The sequence below is a fragment of the Clostridium phoceensis genome (assembly GCF_001244495.1).
GTDB lineage: Bacteria > Bacillota > Clostridia > Oscillospirales > Oscillospiraceae > Lawsonibacter > Lawsonibacter asaccharolyticus.
This window is the reverse complement of the sequence record NZ_LN866274.1, coordinates 2,337,508-2,358,917: the sequence shown is the minus strand read 5'-3', so window position 1 is coordinate 2,358,917 and position 21,410 is coordinate 2,337,508. Positions and strand designations below refer to the sequence as shown.

The window sequence follows — 21,410 nt, the reverse complement described above, 5'->3', positions numbered from 1 at the left end:
ATATTTTAGACTAAATTGACAAGTTGGTCAACCACTTTTATTATAAGAACTGACAATGAGATGTGGCCAAATCTCAAAATAAAGGAGGTCGTCCTTTGGAACATTTTAACCGTTTCGGCAATATGTCGCCTACACAGGAATATATGCATCGGCCATATCTGATGAATCGCGCGCCCTTTCAGATCCGGGGCAATCTGTACTTTGTGGGAAATCTCTGGTGCTCCTCCCACCTGATCGATACCGGGGAGGGACTGATCCTGCTGGATACTCCATGCGCCGGCAGCATGCCCGGCCTGATCCACAACATCTGGAAGCTGGGCTTCAATCCCGAGGACCTGAAATATATCATCGTGTCCCACGCCCATACGGATCACTACGCCTGCGTCAACGCCCTGGTCCATCTGTCTGGGGCAAAAACCTTCCTCAGTGCGGTAGACGCAAAAGACATGCGGGAGCATCCGGAGCGCATGGAGGCCATGAACCGGGAGCTGGGATATTACAATGAGAGCTTTGTGCCGGATGTGGAGCTCCAGGATGGGGACCTGATCCAGCTGGGCAACACCACGATCCGCTGTGTCCTCACGCCGGGCCACACCATCGGAGTGATGTCCCACTTCTGGACGCTTCAGGACGGCCAGGACACCATCCGCGTGGGGATCTACGGCGGGGCTGGCTTTGTCAGCGTCTCCGAGGCGGCACTGCGGCGCAATGGGATGCCCCTCTCTCTCCAGCAGGATTTTCTCACTTCCATCGATAAAGTGTGGGACGAGCCTGTGGATCTGATGCTGGGCAACCACCCTTTCCACAACGACACCTACCAGAAATACGCCAGGCTGTGCCAGGGAGACAAGGACGCGTTTCTGGACCCGGGAGAGTGGCACCGCTTTCTCAACGAGCTTCGGACCCGCTACCAGACGTTTCTTGCCATGACTCCCGAGCAGGTGGAAGCTATGTATGCAAAATCACAGATAAATGATTATTACAAGATCCTTTGAGCAACAATAGTCCATTTTGTGGGATGCCGAAATCAAACGATAGGGGGACCGGTACGCAGATGAAGACACTAAAATTCTTGGACAAGCACCTGGAAGAGTTTATCATGGTGCTCCTGCTGAGCAGCATTGTGGTCATCATGCTTTTTCAAATCATTCGCAGATATATTTTCAACGATTCCCTGAGCTGGTCAGAAGAGTTCTGCCGCTACTGTTTCATTTGGATGATGTTTGTCGCATTTTCATACAGCGCACGCCTTGGTTCTGACTTGCGGGTAGACGCTTTGATCGGCATGCTTCCCCAAGGATGCAGAAATATCATTGAAATCATCAATCTGATCCTCTGCATCATGGTGGCCGGTTTCCTGTTTTACCACTCTTTCGGCACCGTGGCAGGTGTTATGGAGACCGGGGAAGCCAGTGTTGCGCTGAAGCTCCCCATGCAGTATGTCTATGCCGCCAGCGTAGTCGGCTACGGTCTTGGCACGGTCCGCTATATCCAGCGGCTGGTACTGTTTATTCTGGGACTGAAAAAATCCCCTGCTGAGGAGGGTATGGCATGATCTTAGCTGTTGTCGTTGTTTTTGTTGTAGGCATCCTGATGGGATTCCCTCTGGTTTTGACCCTCATCGGTGCCACTGTGGCCCCCGGACTCATTGACCCTGATTTTGCCGGCAACATACAGTTCGTGCTCCGAAGCATCATTGGTGGAGGTGACAGTACCAGCATCCTGGCCGCTCCCCTGTTCATCCTCTCCGGCATCATCATGGCAAAGGGCGGCATTTCGGAAAAAATCTTCAATGTCTTTGCCTATTTGCTGGGACATGTTCCCGGTGGGATCCCCTGTGCCGTCATCGCTACCTGCCTGTTCTATGGTGCGATCTCCGGTTCCGGCACCGCAACCTGCGCCGCAGTAGGTGCCATGACCATTCCAGTCCTTCTCTCTCTGGGATACGATAAAGAGTTTTCCGGTGCGGTGGTAGCTACCGCCGCCGGTCTGGGTGTCATCATCCCGCCCAGTATTCCCTTTATTATGTATGGAATGGCCACTGGAGCCTCCATCGGCAAGCTGTTCATCGCCGGCATTGTCCCCGGAATTCTGATCGCCGTCTGCCTGATGGCCTATGCGGTATTCTACTGTATCCGAAAAGGTGAGGATCGAAATCGGATCGATGCCAAACTGGTTCAGCTCCGTGAGATGGGGTTTCTCCCCCTGTTGAAGGACAGCTTCTGGGCACTGCTGACCCCGGTCATTTTGCTGGGCGGGATCTACTCCGGCGTAGTCACCACTACTGAGGTCGCCTGTGTGTCCGTGATCTATGCATTGATCGTGTCTGTATTTATTTATAAGACCGTAGAGGTACGAAAAATCTTTTGGCTCGTGGGAGAATCCTGCCGTGCTCTGGCCCCCCTTGCGCTGATGATGGCTGTGGCCACTGCGTTTGGACGGGTCCTGACGATCCTGCAGATCCCCACCATTCTGGCACAGTTTATCACGAGCAATTTCCATTCAAAGGTCGAGATCCTGCTCATCATCAATGTAGCTCTGCTTTTGATCGGCATGGTCATGGACACCGGTCCCGCCCTGCTGATCCTAGCCCCCATGCTGATCCCGCTGGCCACAGAACTTAACATCGATGTGATCCACCTCGGTATCATCATGGTCGTCAATATGGCAGTTGGATTTGTGACCCCTCCGTTTGGCGTTACCCTGTTTGTCGCCAGCCCCTTGTGTGACACACCGCCCATGCGCTTGGGCCGGAAAGCGGTCCCGTTCATCATTACATTCCTGATTGCCCTGATGTTCATCACTTTTATTCCCCAAATCAGTCTGTGTCTTTTGTAAAAACCATATATGTCAAATATTAAAAAGGAGCGATCACGATGAAAAAGCTACTCTCTCTTGCCCTGGCGTGTACCTTGACTCTCGGTCTGGCCTCCTGCGGCGGCACCGGGACTTCCACCAGTTCCAATGCTCCTGCTTCCTCCTCTGCGGTGGAATCCCCCGCCGCCCAATTCGATGCCGCCTCTTATCTGTCTGGAGATTATCCAAAGCTCCCCGAGGATGGTCCTGCCTATTCACTGTCCATCGGCCATGCGATGCAGGAATCCACAGAGAGCCATAAAATGCTTCTGGCCCTGAAAGACGCAGTGGAAAAGTATAGTGATGGAAAAATCACGATCACCATATATCCCAATTCCCAGCTGGGCAGCGACTCTGAAATGATCGCCTCCTGTGTAGCCGGAGACATGGATATGGTGCTTCAGAGTGGATCTACTCACGCCACTTTCGTTCCTGAAACTGTTATTTTTGACATTCCATTTCTTTTCTCGGGATACGACATTGAAAAAATTGAGAGCGTCCTTACAGACAGCAAATTCCGCGACCTGTACAATCAGGCAAACGAAGACGGCGGACTGGTGTGCCTGATGCTCCGCGCCGGCACCGACAGCATGAATCTTACCTCCAACAAACCCGTCACCAGCATGGAGGACCTGAAGGGGCTGAAGATCCGCACCGCTCAGGTGGAGAGCCGGATGGCGGTCTGGAATGCATTGGGCGCCAACCCGACTCCCATGGCTTTCAATGAACTCTACATGGCTCTTCAAAACGGAACAGTCGATGCGCAGGACAACAACCTCTCCAACGCCCTGAGCAGCGCCCTGTATGAGGTGCAGGAGTACCTTGTCCCTACACACCATATGACTCCCAGCATGGATCTGACCATGAACAAAGATAAGTTCTATTCCATGCCCCAGTCCTATCAGGATCTCCTGACTGCGATCTGCGAGGATATGAGCGCTTATGACTATGACGTATGCATTGCAATGGAGCAATATTATTATGACAGTCTGGTCCAGGAACATGGGATGCAGGTCTGTGAGATCACCGATGAGTTTTTAACCGATATGCAGACCGCAGCCGCTCCCGCAGTAGAGAGCGCAAAGGCGGCCGTGGGCAACGACGCTCTTTATGACACACTGTACCAGCTTCTTGACGGCGGCGAATCCGCCTGACCTGCCCTGCTTTTCATAAAATTTCATGTTTGACTTCTCTATCTCTTCTCAAGTCAGGAGGGGCGGCTTCTCCATTGCGGGAGGCCGCCCCTCCCGGCTGAACGGCTCCGTCAAAGGTGTCCGGATAAAAAACATACCCCCTCTGTCTCAGCTCAAGCCCAAAATCACCCTCATGGCGGCTCTTGCACGGAGCTGGGCGGCAGGCTCCAAAAAGAAAGGCATCTGCAAAAGCAGATGCCTTTCTTTTTGGCAGGATACGAGGATTCAAAACCCCTGGGCTGTTTACAGTTTACCTGATCAATTCCCGACCGGCTATCTGGCCGGCGGCGCTTTTGCGCCGTAAATCCGGAACTGCGTCAGCGGCGGAGAATGCGCAGGGACGGCTTCGCTACCCTCACGCATCAAAAATACCGAAGGAGGGCCCGGTCAACGGAAGCAAACCCCAAAACAAAATGCGACTTGTTGAAACAAGTCGCATTTTGTTTTGGCAGCGGGAGAAGGATTCGAACCCTCACAAACAGAGTCAGAGTCTGTCGTGCTACCCTTACACAATCCCGCTATTTCTTTGTAGCTCTCGCGAGCACGAACGTTATTATAGCAAATTGTGCGGAATTGTCAAGGGGTTTTTGGAAAAATTTTTTCTTTCTTTTCTTCCGTCTGCCGACCGGCCGCCGCGGGGGCCTCGGAAAACAGAATCTCCTCCGCCTCCCCGGCCCCGTAGCAGGCATTCAGCACCGCCAGAAGGCCGTTGGCGGTGAGGTGCTCCGGCAGCTCCAGCCGGCGCAGCAGGGCCAGGCGCCGGGCGCCGCTGTCGGGGCGGCCTGACAGCCCCGCCGCGTACAGGTCCGCCTTGGTGAGCCCCGGCGACGGGGCGCACGTCCCTCCCTCCTCCAGGAAGGTGGCCCCCGCCCGTCGGAGGGACTGGATCAGCACCTGGGGCGGCATCCCCTCCACTCCCAGTTTGCCCTCCCGGCCCCTCTGCTTCTTCCGCCGCTCCTTGCCGTACACGTCCGGGATATAGGCATGCTTCAGATACTGCCCCGGGATACAGCTCTTGATCCGGCTTCGGATCACAAAGCCCGCCCCGTCGGAGTCGGTAAGCACGATCAGCCCCCGGCGCTCGGCGGCCCGGCGCAGCAGGGCCATCTGGTCCCGGTCCTTGAAGATACCGAAGCCCGCCGTCTCCAGGATCAGGGTATCCACCACCTGGGACAGCGCGTTTTTGTCATACCGGCCCTCCACCACAACAGCCTCCCGGATGTGAAGCAATCTCCTCTCCTCCTCTCATTCGCCTGCGGACCGTCCTCAGCCCCTGGCCCCCTGCCGCCCCGCCGGCCGTGACGGAGCCGCCAGCTCCAGCAGCAGGCCGGTCAGCAGCTCCTGGGCGTCCTGTCCTGTGGACTTCATGGCCAGGTCCGTCTGGCCGCAGCGGACCACCGCCCGCCGGCACCAGCTCAGGGAGAACCGGCGGGCCGAGGTCATCAGCTTGTCCGCCGGGTAGGGCTTCAGCCCCCACAGCCCCGCCACATAGGGGGCCCCCTTCCCCTTCTCGATGGCCAGCCGGGCGGAGTAGAGCTGGCGCATCTGCCGGCCCAGAGACCACATGATGCGGATGGGCGGCTCCTGCATCTGGTACAGCTCCCCCAGCACCGAGGCCGCCCGGTCGAAGTTCCCCTCGCCGATGGCGTCCGTCATGCGGAACACCACCGCGTCCAGCTGGGGGGTGGCCACCGCGTCGATGTCCTCCCGGGTGATCCGCCCGCCCTTGGCATATGCCCCGATCTTCTCGATCTCCCCAATCAGATTTGTCATCAGGTCCCCGCACAGGAAGATCAAATCGCAGGCCAGCCGGGTGTCGATCTCCTTGCCCAGCGCCCGGAAGCGCCGGCGCACCCAGTCCACCAGGTCCCCCTGGTCCTGCCGTGCGAAGTTGACCACCGTCCCGTTCTGCTTGATGGCCGCCGCCAGCTTGGTCCTGGCATCCCCCTTGTAGGGGGTCAGGTCATAGACAAAGACCAGGCAGCAGTAGTCCGGGAGCTGGGCAAAGGCCCGTGCATACTCCTCCCGGTCCTTCTCCCCCGCCTTGAACAGGTCAAAATCCCGTACCAGCACCAGGGTCCGGGGCGCCATCATGGGCAGGCAGTCCACCGCCTCCTCCAGGCGGCGGGGGGACATCTCCCGCGCCGGGATGGTATGGAGGTTGAATTCCCCCATCCCCCCGATGAGCAGCAGCTCCTTCAGCCGCCCCAGGTAGTAGTCCCTCAGATAGGTCTCCTCCCCGTGGAAAAGATAGAGCCTCCCCGGCTCTCCCCCGGCCAGATCCTTTTTCAGCTGCTGATATCCGGCCGTATCGGCCTTCTGTTTGGGCGGCATAGCATTCCCTCCGTCTTTTCTTTGTACGCTCACCGGGTCCTCACGGTCACGGTGCCGTCCCGGTCGGTGCGATAGATCTCCGCACCCGCGCGCTCCAGCCGTTCCAGCGTCTCCGGGGCCGGGTGCCCGTAGGCGTTGTCCCGCCCCACTGAGAGGATGGCAGTCTCCGGCTGAAGGGCGTTCAGCAGGGCCTGAGAGGTGGAGGAGGCCGACCCGTGGTGGCCCGCCACCAGCAGCTCCACGTCCCGGAGCCCCGCGTGCTCCACCAGCATGCCCTCCACATCCCCGCTCATATCTCCGGTGACCAGCAGGTCCAGTCCGCCGGCGCCGGCCAGCACGGACAGCCCCAGCTCGTTGGCCTCTCCCGCTCCCAGAGGGGGATACAGCGTCAGCTGCCCCTTCTCCAGCTCCACTGTGGTATCCCGGCGGACCCACCACAGCGGGATGCCCTTCTCCTCCGCCAGCGTCAGGATCTCCCGCCGCAGGGGGCTGTCCTCCTCCACGTCCGGCAGGGCGATGGCGGACACCGACAGCCGCTCCAGCAGCTCGGGCACGCCGTTGGCGTGGTCGTCGTGGAAGTGGGTGAGCACCAGCAGATCCAGCCGGTCCCGCCCCAGCCCCTGAAGGCAGTCCGCTGCCGTGTCCCCGGGGTCGTTCGGTCCGTCCCCGCCGCAGTCCACCAGGGTGTAGTGGTCCCCCAGCCGAATCAGGACGCTCTGCCCCTGCCCCACATCCAGCACCGCCGCCGTCATATCCCCCGCCTGAAAGCTCCGGGCGTGGAACAGCAGGCTGGCGCACAGCGCAGCCAGGCAGGCACAGACAGGGGTCTTCCATCCCTTCTTCCCCCGGTACAGCAGCCCCAGGAGCAGCAGGACATAGACGAACAGCAGCCAGGCCAGATAGTAGAAGGAGCTGGTGCTCAGTGCCGAGAAGGGGGCCCGGGCCAGCCGGGGCACCACCCAGTCCAGATAGCGGACAAAGGGGAGCACCGGGAGGGCCAGCACCCTGCCCAGTTCCGGCAGCACTGCCCCCGCCGCTCCAGCGATCAGCCCGCCGCTGAAGGCCGCAGACACGGCCCACAGGGTCATCAGATTAGCCAGGGGGGAGATCAGGGACAGGCTCCCGAAATAGAGGGCCGTCAACGGCGTGGTGAACACCATGGCCCCCAGGGTGGCAGACAGGGCCGCCGCCCCGAAGCGGACCAGCGCCCCCAGCAGCCGGAGCGGGATGGAGTCCTTGGGCGGCCGCTTCCACCCCCGCAGCATCCGCTCCTGGAGCCGGTCTGAAAAAAGCAGGATGCCCGCCACCGATGCAAAGGAGAGCTGAAGTCCGATATGGGCTGCGGAAAAGGGGTTCCAGGCCAGCAGGAGCATCAAGGCCAGGGCGAGGGCCGTCAGCGGGTCCCGCTCCCGCCCCAGCAGGGCGGCCAGTTGCAGCAGGATCAGCATCACCGCCGCCCGCACCACTGAGGGCGTGCAGCCGGAAATGAGCGTAAAGACCAGCACCACCCCGCAGGTGACCAGGGCGGAGCGCCGCTTTCCCCGGCCCAGCAGGCCGGAGACCAGGGCGGCCAGGAAGGACAGGTGCATCCCGGACACCGCCACCGTGTGGGACAGGCCGGTTCGCTGAAGGGAGGAGGTGTAGTGGTCGGTGAGGTTGTCCCGGTTCCCGGTGGTCAGTGCCCGGATCAGGGGCGCCGCATCCTCTGGGAAGGCGGCGTCCACCCCCTGTTTGAGCTGGTGGGCCAGCTCCGCCGGGAGATACCGCAGCGGGAGCCGCTCCGGCCGCGTCACCCGCAGTTCGCCGTAAGCCTCCGCCCGCAGAAAGATGCCCTTTGCGGTGTAGTAGGTGATCTCCTCCCCGCCGAAGGTCCGCTCTGCCAGGGTGCAGTGGGCCACCGTCTCCACCCGGTCCCCTGGCCGCAGGTCCGCCCCCTGCTCGTCCGCATAGACCAGCGTGGGCACCGGGGCCCCCGGCTCCCCGTCCGCCCGGACCAGCACTGACCAGCCGTAGTCGGTCTCCTGGGGGTACTCCATCACCGTGCCGGACAGCCGGATGGTCCTGTCGTCCAGCGCCCGGGCCGGGGCATAAAACACCGCCCCATAGGCCGCCGTCCACAGCAGTCCCAGGGCCAGCCCGCCGCAGATCAGGGCCCCTCTTACTCGTGCCCACCCACGGAGGCACAGGAGGGCCGCGGCGCACAGCGCCGCCAGGACACAGCTCAGCGGGAGCAGCGCCCCCTCCAGCAGCGGGATGCAGTTGGCGGCAAAGACGGCCAGAGAGAAGGAGCCCGCCGCCGTTGCCAGCACCCGCACAGCCCTCTCCTCCTCTCTGTCCGCCTTTTGTCCGTTCTCTCAGATCAGGGGGAGCCGCCCCTTCTCATCCAGCTGTCTGGGGATGACCCCCATCTGCTGGAGGATGGGCAGCAGCGCCTGGAACAGTACATATATCACCAGGGTCTTGGGCAGGACGGTCACCAGGTTCTTGCCCAGGCTGGGCAGGAACCACCCCCAGTAGACCCCGCCCCGGAGCATCAGGTTCCACAGGGAGCCCATCAGGGCGTTGACCAGCAGGTTCACCACCAGGTTGGCCAGCACGATGCGCAGCACCGTGATCCGCGCCCGGTAAAAGCACAGGGCATAGACCAGCACCCCTGCCATGGTAGACAGGGTGTAGCCAGGGAAGAAATCCCCGGTGGGCTGGAGGATAAAGCCCAGGATATCCTCCACAAAGCCGAACACCAGTCCCATCACCGGCCCGCAGACCAGGGCGCACAGCGCCCGGGCCAGAAAGCCCCAGGTCATCTTGGTGTGGGCGATGGGGATGCCGGGGATGAGGGACAGCGCCCGGGCCATCGCCACCATCAGTGCCGCGAACATCAGCAGCTTCAGGCTTTTCATGGCCTGATTCCCCTCCAGCCACCAGCCGGGCTGGAGCGGGGTGCGGTACAGGGTCTTGGAACATTGGTCTCGATACATAAAGAAAACGCCTCCTTCTGCGATCCGGCAGCCCTTTCGGGATTGCCGCACAGAGGAAGCGGAGGTCCCGCCCCGGTATGCGGCAGCGGGATGCGGGATCATGCACTGCCGCGCGTCTGCGCTGTTCGTCCGGCGGACAACTCCCCGTCCCGCCGGCACTACACGGTCCCCTTTGGGACCAGCACGCATGCCCCTACTCTGCCTTTGTTTTAGTGTACCTCTTTTTCCGAAAAAAAGCAAGAAAAACCAGCGGAGGGGACACAGATCCTGCAAAAGCGGGGGGCCGATGGCTCGGCCCCCCGCTTCTGTTCCATTTTCAGCTGCGGCCGCAGAAATCAGCCGGTCTGCTGCTCCTTTTTCTCCAGGGTGATCCCGCCCACGCCCACGTTGACTGCGGCCACCGTCAGGCCGGTCATGGACTCCACGCTGCTCTTCACCGCGTCCTGCACGGCCCGTCCCACCTCGGGGATGGTGTGTCCATAGGACATCAGCACCGCCAGTTCCACCGTGACCTGCTCGTCCTCCACCTGGATATGGACTCCCTTGGTCAGGTTCTTCTTGTTGCTCAGCAGCTCCGCGATGTCGCTGCCCAGGTTGGCACTCAGCCCGCTGACTCCCTCCACCTCCAAAGCGGCGGCGGCAGCGATGCTGGCCAGGACCTCCCCGGAAATATGGATATTGCCCAGCTCGTCAGAGCGGGAGACGTACTCTCTATTCTCACTCACGGATGGTCACGCTCCTTCACGTCACAGTTTCCGCGTCTGCGGAGATCTTGTTCACTATTGTACCACAGCAGAGGCGCTTTGACAACTGAAACCTCAAAAAGTCCCTTTTGCCTTTTGAAGTGGTTTTGGATATAAATGACCTCCCACCGTCAAAATCACGGAAGAAGATATGTCCACAGTTAGCTGCTGCTCAATAAATTTGAAAATTTCATGGGCAATACTCTAAATTTCAAATATCAGAATGGCTTGATCTGTTCCGACTGTCGACATGGCTGCCAATTTATATGTACCTTTCTTCATCATTTCTTCCGCCTTTTTTTCGATAGCCTTTGCCAGGTCTTCTGTACCGGTAGAACATTCCACGACAACTGATTTGTAAAACATCAGATCTACCCTCTCTCACAAATTAAATTTCTTATTCTTTCGATTATGCTGCAATACGCGGGATGAAAAACAAATTTTTCTTATTTTATCATGTCTCTCTGCTTCAATCAACACATAGCGAGATCTATAGAGACATCTCACCCAGCAGAAATCAGATAAGAAAGAAGAGGGGAGCAGCGCTCCCCTCTTCTTTCTTATCCTGTTTTCCCGCGCGTCTCTACTCCACCTCAATGATCTTGATCTGGCTGGCGGTGAAGCCGGCCACCTCTGTGACGATGTCCACGATGCGGGCGGTGTCCGCCTCCGTGATGCCGCCCTCCGGCGCGGCCACCGCCAGGCTGACGCTCTCGTCCCCGATGAAGGCCACGCAGTCCGTATAGCCCTTGGCTACTACCAGGTTCTCGATCTGGGCCTCGGTGACGGTGTAGTCCGCCATGGCCTGGATGGTGTCGTTGGCCTGGTCCTTCATGGTCTGGTCTGCATCNGCGTAGACGATGGGCACCAGCAGGGTGTCGATGGCTCCGATGAGCAGGTCGGAGAACAGCACGGTGGCCCCCTGCCGCACCGCCGCCCCGGTGGCCGCTCCGGTGGCTGCGGTCAGCACCGCCACCACCGGCAGCAGCAGCCCGGCAAAGCCGTCCATCTGCTCTATGGTCTGCCGCCCCAGACCGATCATGGTCTGCATGTCGCTCACCGACAGGGCGGTCACCGCCAGGGCGCCTGCCATCTGCACCGCCTGGAGGCCCCCCTCCCGCTTTCCGGCGTACACCCCCTCCGCCAGACCGCAGAACACCGCCACCGCCAGCAGCTTCAGCCCGGTCTGGGCGCTGCGGCGCAGCAGCTCCCCCGCCTGTCCCAGGGCCTGTTCCGCCAGGCCGGACAGGCCGCCGCTCAAATCCCCGTCCGGCTCCACGCCGTAGGATTCCGCCGCCTGCCACAGCTCGTCCAGCCCCTCCACCTGCTCCGGCTCCCCCGCCGCCCTGCAGGGCATCGCCAGCAGGAGCATCACCGCCACCACTGTCAAAACCTGTTTCATCCCAGCAACTCCGCCATCATCGTCAGCACTCCCTCCGCCAGCGGGAGGGCCACCGCCAGGGCCAGGATGGTCCCGGCCACCTCCACAAAGGCCGCTGCGCCCCCCTCCCCGGCGGCCCGGCACNGGTGGGGGCGCGGCCCTGGGCCGGGGGGCGGTGGGGGCGGGCGGGGGGGACGGCGGTTGGGGGGGAGGAGGCCGTCGCCCCCGCCTCACCCGTGCCCGCTGTCGGGTCCTCCTGTCCGGCAGTGCCGGAGGCCCCCACCAGCGGGTCCTCCGTCTGTCCGTCCACCATGGTGGACTCCCCCAGGGTCTTTCCCGCCGCCGTCTCCTGCTCGTAGTTCCAGTTCAGATAGACCGCCGCGCACACGAACAAGGCGATGGCGGCCACCACCGCGTTCCGCTTCCAGAGCTGAGACAGGCTCACGCCCTTTCCCTTTGTCTTCATACCCATGTCCTCCTCAAATTCAAAATTTTAATTTCCTTCACAGATAGAGATGCGGTCGCTGCCCAGGCCGGTGAGGGCCGAGACCGCCTCCAGCAGCCGCAGCTGGACCGCCGGGTCGCCCCCGCCGGGACAGACCACCAGCGCCCCCTGAAACTGGGGCGTCAGAGTGTAGAGGGGCACCACCCCCTCCGTCCCCGCCCCCTGTCCCACCGTGACGGCGGAGGCGGAGGATCGCTCCCTGTCCCGCTCCACGTTCTGGGCCAGGATCTGGCGGCTGCCGCTCTTCAGGGTCAGCACCACCCGGGTCTTTCCCGCCCCCTGGATATCGGAGAGCACCTGAGACAGCTTCTCCTCAAACAACTCCAGGTCGAACTGACCTTCCCCCTCCGGCGGGCCCTGGGCCTCCTCGCTCCCCCCGGACGGACCCATGGGCAGCATCATCAGCAGCACCCCCGCCGCCATCACCAGCAGTACATACTGATACCGTTTCAGCGCCCCCTTCCAACGCTCCCGCAGCTGGGGCCAGATCTCTTTCACGGCGACTCCTCCCTTATGTATTCCTGCCGCTGCGCCGGGATGTCCAGATCACTCTGGATCTCCCGGACAAGCTGTTCCTGTTCTTCCTGGGCCAGGTCCCCCGTCACGCTGCACCTCCAGGGGAGGAACACCCCCGCCTCTTCCTGGGTGCAGGTCACCCGGACCTGACAGGTGATCCCAAGCTCCGCCGCCTTGTCCATAACATATGCGGCACACTGCTCCTCTATGACCAGCTTCATCCAGTCATTTGTATCTGTCCTCAGCCGGTCCGCCTGTTCCTCGATCTGTGCCGAATACCCGGACAGCCCGCCCTCCGCCGGCAGGGTGAGTTCCGCCGCCGGACGGAACACCGCCGCCAGCAGCACCAGTCCGCACACCAGCCGCCCCACCCGCTTGGGTCCGCCCTCCTGCATCAGCCCTTCGGCCAGGGCTGCCAGGATGGCCGCTGCCGTCACTCCCAGCAGCCACTCCCGGGCCGCATCCATCATGGTGTCACCGCCTTTACCGCCGAGGCCAGACTGACCAGCAGCATCAGGGCGCAGGCTCCGGTCATGCCCAGCACGATGCCGAAGGCCCCGCCGATACTGTCCAGAAGGTCGGACAGCCGCTTGTCAGACACCGTCCCGATCAGCGCCGCCGCCAGCTTATAGGTGAGGTAGTGAAATGCCAGCTGAAGGAAGGGGATCAGACAGATAGCCAGGACCCCCAGCATCCCCACGATCCCCACCGTCCCCCGCAGCACGCCGGCCCCCACCAGCACGGTCTCCGCCGCGTCGGCCAGGATGCCTCCTACCACCGGGACGGCCCGAGAGATGGCCATTTTAGCTGTCTTGATCGCGGCGGCGTCGGCCGAGCCGGCGATGGCCCCGCTGGCGGTGAGATAGCCCACAAAGGCCAGCAGGACGGCGGTGAGCAGGGATGTGACCACCCATTTCAGCACCGACGCCAGCTTTTTCAGCCCCTCGTTCCCCACCGCCGCGTGGGCGGCGCACACCGCCACATAGGCGTAGACGATGGGCACCAGCAGGGTGTCGATGGCTCCGATGAGCAGGTCGGAGAACAGCACGGTGGCCCCCTGCCGCACCGCCGCCCCGGTGGCCGCTCCGGTGGCTGCGGTCAGCACCGCCACCACCGGCAGCAGCAGCCCGGCAAAGCCGTCCATCTGCTCTATGGTCTGCCGCCCCAGACCGATCATGGTCTGCATGTCGCTCACCGACAGGGCGGTCACCGCCAGGGCGCCTGCCATCTGCACCGCCTGGAGGCCCCCCTCCCGCTTTCCGGCGTACACCCCCTCCGCCAGACCGCAGAACACCGCCACCGCCAGCAGCTTCAGCCCGGTCTGGGCGCTGCGGCGCAGCAGCTCCCCCGCCTGTCCCAGGGCCTGTTCCGCCAGGCCGGACAGGCCGCCGCTCAAATCCCCGTCCGGCTCCACGCCGTAGGATTCCGCCGCCTGCCACAGCTCGTCCAGCCCCTCCACCTGCTCCGGCTCCCCCGCCGCCCTGCAGGGCATCGCCAGCAGGAGCATCACCGCCACCACTGTCAAAACCTGTTTCATCCCAGCAACTCCGCCATCATCGTCAGCACTCCCTCCGCCAGCGGGAGGGCCACCGCCAGGGCCAGGATGGTCCCGGCCACCTCCACAAAGGCCGCTGCGCCCCCCTCCCCGGCGGCCCGGCACACCTCCCCCGTCACCTTGGTCAGGATGGAGATGGCCGCCGTTTTCAGCACCGGCTCCACCAGGGTGCTGTCCAGCCCCGCCCGCCCGGCCAGTCGGCCGATGGCCTCCACCACCGAACCCAGGGCGCCGGCGGCCAGCATCAGCATCCAGCACCCCGCCGCCAGCACCAGCACCAGCGCCGCCTCCGGCGCGCCCCGCCGGATCACTGCGGCGCACAGCACTGCTGTCACCGCCAGAGCGGCGATCTGCATGATCCCCTCCATTACAGGTGGAACAGGGTCTTGACCATGGTGAACAGCTGGGCGATCTCCTGCACCACCATCATCAGCACCACCACCAGCCCCGCCAGGGTGGTCATCATGGCCTGCTCGTCCCTCCCGGCCCGGCTCAGCACCTGGTTGAGCACCGCGACCAGGATGCCGATGGCCGCGATCTTAAAAATCAAATCCACATCCAACGTCAGATCCCTCTTTTCCGCTCCTCAGTAACTGTACCGACTTGTCCCGGTTTTTTCCGTCGGAACTCCGGGCCGGCGGCAGATTCTCCACTTTTTACAAAAGGAGGATGACCAGAAAGGCCCCCGCTGTCACCCCCAGGGCCCCGTACACCTTTCCCAGCCGGAGACGCTCCTCCCCGGCCCGGGCCCGCAGTCCCTCCAGCTCCCGCCTGGCCCCGGCGATGGCCGCCTGCTGTCCCCGCCCGTCATAGCGCCCCAGCACCTCCCCCAGGGGGTACAGGGCCCGCTTCGCCTCCGGTGAGACGGGAAGCTGGTCGGTGAGCCGCCGCCAGGCGTGGGCAAAGGTCTCCCGCTCCAGTCCGTCCAGCGCCCGCCGGCATGCGGAGAACAGGCGCCGGGCGGGCTCCTCCGTCCGGTGAGCCAGCTCCTCCATCAGCTGGGGCAGCGGGGTCAGCCGCAGGGCCAGCTCCCGCTCCATCAGCTCCAGTCCGGCGCACAGGGCCCCCAGGGCCCGCTCCCGGTGGGCCAGCTCCGCCGCAGCGCTCATTCCCAGCCAGACCGGGCCCGCCGCCAGGCAGACCGCGCCAAGCATCCGGATCATTCCAGCACCTCCACTTCATAGATCCTCCGGCCCGCCTCCCTGCGGATGCGGACCAGCCGCCGGAAGACTCCCTCCTCCAGCAGCCCCCGGTACAGCTTCCGCCGGGACAGGTCCTCCCGTCCCGCCCCGTGGGCGGTGGCCAGCAGTGTCACGCCGCAGCCCGCCGCGGACACCAGCGCCGCCACGTCCTCCGGCGCGGTGATCTCGTCCACCGCCAGCACCTGGGGGTTCATCCCCCGGAGCAGGGTCATCAGCCCCCACGCCTTGGGACACCCCTCCATCACATCGGTGCGGGGGCCCACGTCCAGCTGGGGGACCCCGTCGAACAGCGCCGCGATCTCCCCCCGCTCGTCGGCCACCCNCCCCCCCCCCGCCGGCGCCCCCCCCCCCCCGCCGTGGAGGCGCCCCCTCCCCGGCGGAGACGGCCCGCACCAGATCCCGCAGGAGGGTGGTCTTGCCCAGCCCCGGAGGGGCCAGGATCAGGGCGCTCTCCAGCCGCCTGCCCTCTAACAGCGACGGCAGCACCTCCTCCGCCGCCCCGGGGAACTGCCGCGCCACCCGCACCGCAGCGGAGGACAGCTTCCGGATGGTCCGCACTGCCCCGTCCTCCAGGGCCACCGTGCCGCACAGCCCCACCCGGTGTCCCCCCTGGACGGTCAGGTACCCCCGGCTGAGCTGGTCCAGCACGGCGTGGACAGAGGCCCGGCTGGCCAGTTCCAGCAGCTGCTCCAGCTCCTGCTGGGTCACGGGGGGCCCGGCCAGTGCCCTCTCCCCCTCCGGCAGCACTGCCGCCATAGGGAGCCCCACCCGCAGCCGCAGCTCCTCGATCTGGCTCCGCCGGTCCTCCGGCAGGGACATCACCCCGCTCCGCAGGCGCAGGGGCAGGACCCGCGCCGCCTGCTCCACGCCGGATTCTCTCTGCGTCATCAGCCTGTCCACCTCCGTTTGACTCATCCTATGAGGACAGGCCCCCGCCTATGCCTCCTTTTTGTGTGATATTTTTCGCACATCTCTCTTGACATCTCTCCAGGGATGTGATATATTTCACTCACAATATGTGAGAAATATCTCTCATCTCAGAAAGGAGCCTCTCTATGCGGCACCCGTTCAACTATCTGTCTCTGCTCTCACTCCCTGCCCTGGCCGCCCTGATCTATTTCCCCACCGGGGACGCGGATTTTCTCGGCTTTCTCGGCTTTTTGGTCTTTCTGCGCTACCTGTGGGTCAACCCGGACGAGCTCTTCCTGCTCACCCTGCGCCGGGCGGCCACCAGCGCCTTCCTGGCTGAGTGCGTGCTCCTGGCTCCGCTGCTGCTCCTCTTTTACCTCCTGGAGCCCGGCTCCAGCCCCATGCCCCAGGCCCTGGGCCTCAGCTTCGCCCTCTCCCTGATCTTCTTCTGCCTGTTCCACACCTGGCTGGAGTGGAAGGAAAGCAGGGACTGCGCATGAGCCTGCACACCAAGATCCGGGAGCTCCGCCTCCGGGACCGGCTCAGCCAGGAGGAGCTGGCCCAGCGGGTGGGCGTGCGGCGGGAGACCATCGGCCACCTGGAAAATGGACACTACAACCCCTCCCTGAAGCTGGCCATGGACATCGCCCATGTCTTTGGGTGCACTGTGGAGGATATCTTCTCCTTTGAGGACTGACCCAATCGGCCCTCTCCCGCCCCCGGAGACGCCCGCCAAAAATTTTTCAAGTTTTTTTCAAAAAGGGCTTGCATTATTTTGACAGGTGTGGTAATATACAAAAGCTGTCCGGTGAGTTCATTTCGGACCGCGGCTTTCCGGGTGTGGCGAAGTTTGGTATCGCGCTTGAATGGGGTTCAAGAGGCCCTGAGTTCGAATCTCAGCACTCGGACCAAACAATGATAATCCGAACTACGTTATCCAAGTGGGTAATGTAGTTCGGATTTATCATTTCTTTCGACAATGTAATATGACAAGCAAGGGCAGGAGAAACATTCCTGCCCTTGCTTTTTATTTTCCCTGCTGTTATCATATTTTTATAGAACAAATCGGAATTTGTGGAGTGAAACATATATGGCAAAACATGAGTTTGGAATTATGATGGATGCACCTCAACCGGGTAAAAGATACGACGAGTATGAACCATGGAAATATGATTGCATTTCTGTTGATGATGACTATGTAGAAGGCATTGCAGAAAAGCTTAATTTCATTGATTTCTATTGGCATACGCTTTCTGTCAAAGAAAAGGGGCTTGCATACTGTGGTATTTCACTTGTTCCGCCCGGTTCTCTAAAAGCGTTTATTGATGTCATTGATGATATTTCTGAACTATATGAACTAAAGGGACTGTTAGAAAAGGCATTGGGCCAAAACAAATGGGTTATTCATTATGGACTCTAATGGAGCGGCAAATCCCAGTTCGTCTATGCGTTGAGAAAAGGCGGGAACATCGTTAAAGATGTTCCCGCCCTGTGCTTTAGTCCTGTTTTGACTTTTCTTGTTCCTGCTGTGCTTTCCGCTCTGCCAACTCCCGCCCTTGCCCTTTTCGCTGTTCTATGCTATATTTCACTCACAATATTTCATTTCAAAGGGAAACTGCTATGGATTATGAATTTCAGCTCTCTCCATATGATGGAGCATCTCTTGTTCCACAAGTCAGTTGTGCATTAGAAAAAAGGACTGAATCCATCTCAAGAGAAAAATACCCGAAGATGTGGAAAATCACCGATCATTTTAACTCAAAAAAAGTTTCTGAAATTGTTTTAAAAAGACGGCGTTTGCGATACAGGGTATATGGTATTTTACTTATCATTATGGGAGCATTTTTGCTTATCCCGGGATTAATGGAGCCGCAAGAACTGGCAGTCCCTTTATTTGCGGGTATTTTGGGCCTTTTGCTCGGTGTGTTTACTCTATGGAGCAGTAAAGCCCAAAAGCTACAAAGCGAGCGTTTTAATCAAGCCGCAGTAAAACTTTTGAAGGGTTTAGAGGCTCCTCCCCCTGTTCGTGTTCAGTTCACGCAAGGCGGAATGAAAATTGCAGACCAGCAGACAGTTCCATATTCTGATTTTAATTTTATATATGAAACAAAAGATTTATTTCTTTTGACATGGAATGAACAGGTAACTATTTTGCAAAAGAAAGACATGGTCTCAGGTAATAAAGATCAATTCATTTCTTTTCTGCAAGACCATATTAGACCATAAAAGTATCATATCACAAAGCGGAGGCCAATATGAAGCGAAACCCAGCCATTGCAATCATAATGTGTCTGTTTGTATCATTCACATTTTCTGCCTGCGCGCCTGCGGCCCCCAGCGGCCAAACGCCTGAATTTTTTCATGACATTGGAAAAACACTGAGTGAATTAAAAAAAGAGCATCCTGAAGGCGAATTGATTGTAAGATTAGATGGATCTCCGGATAGCGCTGCTATATGTTTTGGGGACCCCGAGGCGGAATATCTTTACTACTTTTTTGGAACACAGAGCGGTGATGCTGAAAAGGCTATGAACGAATGTGAAGACCAGCTGAAATGCGCCGGTTTTGTCACCACCGCAAGCATACTCTTTCCAGACATGGAAGATGACATGTCCTTTGAAGATTTCTTTTCCTGGATCGGTGTGGACGACTATGAGTACTTGTTGGGACCAGAGGTAATAACTGGAGAGGGCTGGTTAAGATTCACGTATCATGATATGGAAGTCATGGTGAATACAAACGAAGCCGCTCCTGGCGGCGGATGGGATTTCACAGGAGCAGAGATCGTGAAGCGTGATGCTCCGGTATCTATTGCAGACCCAGAACTATCAAATGCCAATCAAGACTTAGCGGATGCGGTCATGTTCGATCAAACTGTGTCATGAGAACACAATACTGCATCCGGCGTGTGCATTTATTTTTGAAGGATCGTCGTAAAGAGAACGATGACTGAATCAGTAAAAAAGGCGGGAACATCATTTCAGATGTTCCCGCCTTTTTCACACCGCATCTATCCGTTCTGCTCCCTGTCCTGCGGCGGGCAGAAGAAGGGCCGCGCCTCGTCAAACAGGTCGATCATGCCGCAGTAGTTGAACGTCTCATACTTCCACAGCCATTCCTGCTGCTCCTCGTTCAGCTCCGACTCCGTCAGCGTCTGGCCGTCCGCGGTGATCAGGCCCACCGGCGTGATCACCGGCAGCTCCTGGTACATCTGGGCCAGGAAGTTCATGTAGCCCGTCAGGGGCAGGCCGGCCGTCTGAGCGGTGAGCACCCCCAGATAGTTGGGGCTGAGGATCACGCCGCTCTGCTCCGGGATGTCGTAGTTGGCCCATAAGAAGAAGGGGACGGCGTACTGCTGCAGCACCTCCGCCGTGGTGCGCTCCGACAGCTTTTTCCCGTAGAGCTCCTCGTAGAAGGCATTTTTCAGGGGCGGCTGGTGATCCCCGAAAAAGACGATCAGGGTGGGCTCCTCCACCTGGCTGTAATAGCCGATCAGTTCCTCCAGCGCGTCGTCGCTGGCCTGGGCCAGTGCGATATACTGCTCGGCACTGCTGTCCGCCGTGCGCAGCTGGGTGGACAGCCGGATGGTCTTGGTCAGGTTGTTCCATCCCTGGGCATATCCGCTGTGGTTCTGCATGGTCACATTGAAGACAAAGGCGGGAGAGGTGGTCCCGGTCACGTCAAAGATGGTCTCGTAGTCCGATCTGTCCGAGATATAGCGGCGGATCAGATAGGGGTCCTCCACGTCCTCCTGATACAGCTGGTGGTCAAAGCTGAGGCACTGGTAGGCGATGGGCCGGTTCCAGCCGGAGGACAGATAGGGGTGGAAAGCGGTCGTCTCATAGCCCTGGCTCCCAGCCAGGGCTGCCAGGGAGGGCATGCCCTCCTCCACATACAGCTGATAGGCCACCGTGTGCGGCGGCTGGAAGAGAGTGGAGAAGCCGGTGAGGTACTCAAACTCCACACTGGCCGTGCCGCCGCCGGTGACCGGGGAGTACATCCAGCCCTTGATGGTGTTCTCGGTCATGGAGTGGAGGAAGGGAGTGGGGTCCTCCTCCAGCTCCAGCCCCTCAAAAATGGTCAGGTCCGCGAAGGACTCGTTCATGATGGCGATGATGTTCACCGGCCGGGTGACGGAGCCGTCCGCCTCTACCGCCGGGTACTCCTCCGCCAGCTCCAGCACCCGGTCCCGGCTGTAATCCTCCGGCTTGTCCACCGAGCTGTACCGCATGGCTACCGTGAAGTTCAGCAGGAAGCCGTTGGCCTGGGTGACCCACTGCTGGGTGTAGATGCCCAGGGCGGGCAGCATCCCGGTGCAGAAGAAGGCGAAGCTGTAACCCGCGCCGAACAGGATCAGCAGGGCTCCGGCCAGCCGGGGCATCCGGTCCCGCCGCCGCTGGGCCGGGCAGGCCCAGACCAGGAAGAGGTAGGCCACCAGCAGGACGGCCGCCTGGACGATGTAGTGGTCCAGCGAGTAGTCGAAGTCGCTGGCCACGTTGGCCGCGGTCCGCCAGCCCGCCACATCCGCAGGGAACAGGATGCGCCCCCGGAAGCGCAGGATATAGTGGTTGAGCAGCCCCACCAGGAAGCACAGGGTGACCGCCACCGCCGCAGATCGCCGCCGCCGCCCCAAGATCAGCCGGCACAGGGCGAACAGCAGGTAATACCAGATCATGTTCATCAGCACCTGCCAGGCCGCCAGATCCTGGAACACATCGTTCTCATTCAGGATCTCCACCATCCAGAGGGCCGCCCACGGCCCCAGCAGGAACACCAGACGGGAGATCCACCGGTCCGGGTCCCCCCGCATGCTTCGGAAAGGACGCAGCAGGGTATCTTTACAGAAAAGCGCTCTCATGTTTATCCTCCAAAAACGGCAGACCAAATATGCCGTATTTTTATAGGATAGCGCGTCCCCGAAAAATTGCAATAGCCTTCATCAAATTTTAATGAACTCTGCATCCTTTTCCAGGGTATCCTCTGAAATAGACGAAGAAAAGGGAAAAAAGTTCCACCCTTTTTCTGCTATTCAAATATACGCTTTTGTATGAATATTTGTCAGGGGGCCGCCTCCCCGTCCGCAGCCTGCTTCTCAGTTTTCTCCTCCCGCCGGTGCGTTCTTTTCTGGTATTCGCTTTTTCACCAAAAAGACGGCCTTATTTTTCTCAAATTCGCATATTTATCTATTGACTATGCATAGAATAGTGGTTTATACTCAGGGTATCGCCCTGGCTTGCC

24 protein-coding genes, 2 tRNA genes, 1 pseudogene and 1 riboswitch are annotated in these 21,410 nt (G+C 60.3%); of the genes and pseudogenes, 10 read left to right on the top strand and 17 right to left on the bottom strand.

Translation table 11 applies throughout. From position 1 onward, the window contains the following. Positions 1-95: 95 nt before the first annotated feature. Genes BN1969_RS12235 through BN1969_RS12220 form a run of 4 tightly spaced genes read left to right on the top strand, consistent with a single transcriptional unit; the run spans position 96 to position 4,010 of the window. Positions 96-995 carry an MBL fold metallo-hydrolase gene (locus BN1969_RS12235; protein ID WP_050624547.1) on the top strand — a complete coding sequence of 300 codons (900 nt, stop codon included), beginning with the start codon at positions 96-98 and terminating at the stop codon, positions 993-995. Between the two features lie 59 nt (positions 996-1,054). After that, positions 1,055-1,555, top strand: a complete 501-nt coding sequence (locus tag BN1969_RS12230) for a TRAP transporter small permease (RefSeq protein ID WP_050624546.1) — start codon at positions 1,055-1,057, stop codon at positions 1,553-1,555. After that, positions 1,552-2,838 (top strand): TRAP transporter large permease, encoded by a 1,287-nt coding sequence (locus BN1969_RS12225; RefSeq protein ID WP_050624545.1) that lies wholly within the window; start codon positions 1,552-1,554, stop codon positions 2,836-2,838. The genes BN1969_RS12230 and BN1969_RS12225 overlap by 4 nt, the downstream gene beginning before the upstream one ends. Positions 2,839-2,876: 38 nt before the next feature. After that, the gene (locus tag BN1969_RS12220) at positions 2,877-4,010 is read left to right on the top strand and encodes a TRAP transporter substrate-binding protein (RefSeq protein WP_050624544.1); all 1,134 of its coding nucleotides are present in this window, start codon (positions 2,877-2,879) and stop codon (positions 4,008-4,010) included. A 485-nt stretch (positions 4,011-4,495) separates the two neighbouring features. On the opposite strand, the gene BN1969_RS12215 is transcribed toward BN1969_RS12220, so the two are convergent. From BN1969_RS12215 to BN1969_RS18910, 16 genes and pseudogenes are all read right to left on the bottom strand, one after another. Next, positions 4,496-4,569, bottom strand: a tRNA-Gln gene (locus BN1969_RS12215). A 56-nt stretch (positions 4,570-4,625) separates the two neighbouring features. After that, positions 4,626-5,279 (bottom strand): ribonuclease M5, encoded by a 654-nt coding sequence (locus BN1969_RS12210; protein WP_082203580.1) that lies wholly within the window; start codon positions 5,277-5,279, stop codon positions 4,626-4,628. A 36-nt stretch (positions 5,280-5,315) separates the two neighbouring features. After that, the gene (gene holA, locus BN1969_RS12205; protein WP_050624543.1) at positions 5,316-6,383 is read right to left on the bottom strand and encodes a DNA polymerase III subunit delta; all 1,068 of its coding nucleotides are present in this window, start codon (positions 6,381-6,383) and stop codon (positions 5,316-5,318) included. Between the two features lie 29 nt (positions 6,384-6,412). Beyond that, the gene (locus BN1969_RS12200) at positions 6,413-8,698 is read right to left on the bottom strand and encodes a DNA internalization-related competence protein ComEC/Rec2 (protein ID WP_050624542.1); all 2,286 of its coding nucleotides are present in this window, start codon (positions 8,696-8,698) and stop codon (positions 6,413-6,415) included. A gap of 39 nt (positions 8,699-8,737) precedes the next feature. Continuing rightward, a complete protein-coding gene (locus BN1969_RS12195; RefSeq protein WP_050624541.1) occupies positions 8,738-9,361 on the bottom strand; it encodes a folate family ECF transporter S component in 624 nt (207 codons plus the stop codon). A gap of 81 nt (positions 9,362-9,442) precedes the next feature. Beyond that, positions 9,443-9,564: riboswitch (THF riboswitch) on the bottom strand. Positions 9,565-9,696: 132 nt separating this feature from the next. After that, complete coding sequence (locus BN1969_RS12190) at positions 9,697-10,086, bottom strand: Asp23/Gls24 family envelope stress response protein (RefSeq protein WP_050624540.1); 390 nt, start codon at positions 10,084-10,086, stop codon at positions 9,697-9,699. Positions 10,087-10,308: 222 nt separating this feature from the next. Then, positions 10,309-10,470, bottom strand: a complete 162-nt coding sequence (locus tag BN1969_RS18280; protein ID WP_170116235.1) for a hypothetical protein — start codon at positions 10,468-10,470, stop codon at positions 10,309-10,311. A gap of 217 nt (positions 10,471-10,687) precedes the next feature. Beyond that, positions 10,688-11,461, bottom strand: a complete 774-nt coding sequence (locus BN1969_RS18645) for a SpoIIIAH-like family protein (protein WP_147577171.1) — start codon at positions 11,459-11,461, stop codon at positions 10,688-10,690. A gap of 517 nt (positions 11,462-11,978) precedes the next feature. Continuing rightward, a complete protein-coding gene (locus BN1969_RS12175) occupies positions 11,979-12,488 on the bottom strand; it encodes a SpoIIIAG-related protein (RefSeq protein ID WP_050624538.1) in 510 nt (169 codons plus the stop codon). Continuing rightward, the gene (locus tag BN1969_RS12170; protein ID WP_050624537.1) at positions 12,485-12,976 is read right to left on the bottom strand and encodes a hypothetical protein; all 492 of its coding nucleotides are present in this window, start codon (positions 12,974-12,976) and stop codon (positions 12,485-12,487) included. The genes BN1969_RS12175 and BN1969_RS12170 overlap by 4 nt, the downstream gene beginning before the upstream one ends. After that, positions 12,973-14,043 (bottom strand): stage III sporulation protein AE, encoded by a 1,071-nt coding sequence (locus tag BN1969_RS12165; RefSeq protein ID WP_050624536.1) that lies wholly within the window; start codon positions 14,041-14,043, stop codon positions 12,973-12,975. The genes BN1969_RS12170 and BN1969_RS12165 overlap by 4 nt, the downstream gene beginning before the upstream one ends. Further along, on the bottom strand, positions 14,040-14,417 hold the full coding sequence (locus BN1969_RS12160) for a SpoIIIAC/SpoIIIAD family protein (RefSeq protein ID WP_242850337.1): 378 nt from the start codon (positions 14,415-14,417) through the stop codon (positions 14,040-14,042). The genes BN1969_RS12165 and BN1969_RS12160 overlap by 4 nt, the downstream gene beginning before the upstream one ends. Before the next feature lie 11 nt (positions 14,418-14,428). Further along, positions 14,429-14,623: a stage III sporulation protein AC gene (gene spoIIIAC / locus BN1969_RS12155; RefSeq protein WP_050624534.1), complete on the bottom strand. Its 195-nt coding sequence runs from the start codon at positions 14,621-14,623 to the stop codon at positions 14,429-14,431. 94 nt (positions 14,624-14,717) lie between these two features. After that, a complete protein-coding gene (locus BN1969_RS12150; RefSeq protein ID WP_050624533.1) occupies positions 14,718-15,224 on the bottom strand; it encodes a stage III sporulation protein AB in 507 nt (168 codons plus the stop codon). Further along, positions 15,221-15,583 (bottom strand): AAA ATPase domain-containing protein, encoded by a 363-nt coding sequence (locus BN1969_RS18915; RefSeq protein ID WP_272867230.1) that lies wholly within the window; start codon positions 15,581-15,583, stop codon positions 15,221-15,223. Before BN1969_RS18915 ends, BN1969_RS12150 begins: the two co-directional genes overlap by 4 nt. Before the next feature lie 109 nt (positions 15,584-15,692). Then, positions 15,693-16,082, bottom strand: a pseudogene (locus BN1969_RS18910) (stage III sporulation protein AB); the annotation flags it as partial. Positions 16,083-16,318: 236 nt separating this feature from the next. Between BN1969_RS18910 and BN1969_RS12140 the strand changes: the two are divergent. The 6 genes from BN1969_RS12140 (at position 16,319) to BN1969_RS12115 (ending at position 19,057) form a co-directional block, all read left to right on the top strand. Further along, positions 16,319-16,672 carry a hypothetical protein gene (locus BN1969_RS12140; protein ID WP_050624532.1) on the top strand — a complete coding sequence of 118 codons (354 nt, stop codon included), beginning with the start codon at positions 16,319-16,321 and terminating at the stop codon, positions 16,670-16,672. Further along, positions 16,669-16,869, top strand: coding sequence for a helix-turn-helix transcriptional regulator (locus tag BN1969_RS12135; RefSeq protein WP_050624531.1), 201 nt, complete (start codon positions 16,669-16,671; stop codon positions 16,867-16,869). Before BN1969_RS12140 ends, BN1969_RS12135 begins: the two co-directional genes overlap by 4 nt. 137 nt (positions 16,870-17,006) lie before the next feature. Next, positions 17,007-17,083 (top strand) — tRNA-Pro (locus BN1969_RS12130). Positions 17,084-17,262: 179 nt separating this feature from the next. Beyond that, complete coding sequence (locus BN1969_RS12125; protein ID WP_050624530.1) at positions 17,263-17,592, top strand: hypothetical protein; 330 nt, start codon at positions 17,263-17,265, stop codon at positions 17,590-17,592. Between the two features lie 200 nt (positions 17,593-17,792). Further along, positions 17,793-18,398, top strand: coding sequence for a YcxB family protein (locus BN1969_RS12120; protein WP_050624529.1), 606 nt, complete (start codon positions 17,793-17,795; stop codon positions 18,396-18,398). Between the two features lie 29 nt (positions 18,399-18,427). Next, entirely contained in the window at positions 18,428-19,057 is a 630-nt protein-coding gene (locus BN1969_RS12115; protein ID WP_050624528.1) for a hypothetical protein, read from the top strand. A 125-nt stretch (positions 19,058-19,182) separates the two neighbouring features. Here the strand turns inward: BN1969_RS12115 and BN1969_RS12110 are convergent, their stop codons facing one another. After that, the gene (locus tag BN1969_RS12110; RefSeq protein ID WP_050624527.1) at positions 19,183-21,030 is read right to left on the bottom strand and encodes an LTA synthase family protein; all 1,848 of its coding nucleotides are present in this window, start codon (positions 21,028-21,030) and stop codon (positions 19,183-19,185) included. Positions 21,031-21,410: the final 380 nt, after the last annotated feature.

Bases quoted from the DNA above. Each gene is read 5' to 3' on its own strand.
- BN1969_RS18280 (WP_170116235.1), bottom strand. From the start codon at position 10,470: ATGTTTTACAAATCAGTTGTCGTGGAATGTTCTACCGGTACAGAAGAC.
- BN1969_RS12195 (WP_050624541.1), bottom strand. From the start codon at position 9,361: ATGTATCGAGACCAATGTTCCAAGACCCTGTACCGCACCCCGCTCCAG.
- BN1969_RS12120 (WP_050624529.1), top strand. From the start codon at position 17,793: ATGGATTATGAATTTCAGCTCTCTCCATATGATGGAGCATCTCTTGTT.
- BN1969_RS12150 (WP_050624533.1), bottom strand. From the start codon at position 15,224: ATGATCCGGATGCTTGGCGCGGTCTGCCTGGCGGCGGGCCCGGTCTGG.
- BN1969_RS12225 (WP_050624545.1), top strand. From the start codon at position 1,552: ATGATCTTAGCTGTTGTCGTTGTTTTTGTTGTAGGCATCCTGATGGGA.
- BN1969_RS12125 (WP_050624530.1), top strand. From the start codon at position 17,263: ATGGCAAAACATGAGTTTGGAATTATGATGGATGCACCTCAACCGGGT.
- BN1969_RS12220 (WP_050624544.1), top strand. From the start codon at position 2,877: ATGAAAAAGCTACTCTCTCTTGCCCTGGCGTGTACCTTGACTCTCGGT.
- BN1969_RS12140 (WP_050624532.1), top strand. From the start codon at position 16,319: ATGCGGCACCCGTTCAACTATCTGTCTCTGCTCTCACTCCCTGCCCTG.
- BN1969_RS12115 (WP_050624528.1), top strand. From the start codon at position 18,428: ATGAAGCGAAACCCAGCCATTGCAATCATAATGTGTCTGTTTGTATCA.
- BN1969_RS12135 (WP_050624531.1), top strand. From the start codon at position 16,669: ATGAGCCTGCACACCAAGATCCGGGAGCTCCGCCTCCGGGACCGGCTC.
- BN1969_RS12110 (WP_050624527.1), bottom strand. From the start codon at position 21,030: ATGAGAGCGCTTTTCTGTAAAGATACCCTGCTGCGTCCTTTCCGAAGC.
- holA (WP_050624543.1), bottom strand. From the start codon at position 6,383: ATGCCGCCCAAACAGAAGGCCGATACGGCCGGATATCAGCAGCTGAAA.
- BN1969_RS12170 (WP_050624537.1), bottom strand. From the start codon at position 12,976: ATGATGGATGCGGCCCGGGAGTGGCTGCTGGGAGTGACGGCAGCGGCC.
- BN1969_RS12165 (WP_050624536.1), bottom strand. From the start codon at position 14,043: ATGAAACAGGTTTTGACAGTGGTGGCGGTGATGCTCCTGCTGGCGATG.
- BN1969_RS12230 (WP_050624546.1), top strand. From the start codon at position 1,055: ATGAAGACACTAAAATTCTTGGACAAGCACCTGGAAGAGTTTATCATG.
- BN1969_RS12160 (WP_242850337.1), bottom strand. From the start codon at position 14,417: ATGCAGATCGCCGCTCTGGCGGTGACAGCAGTGCTGTGCGCCGCAGTG.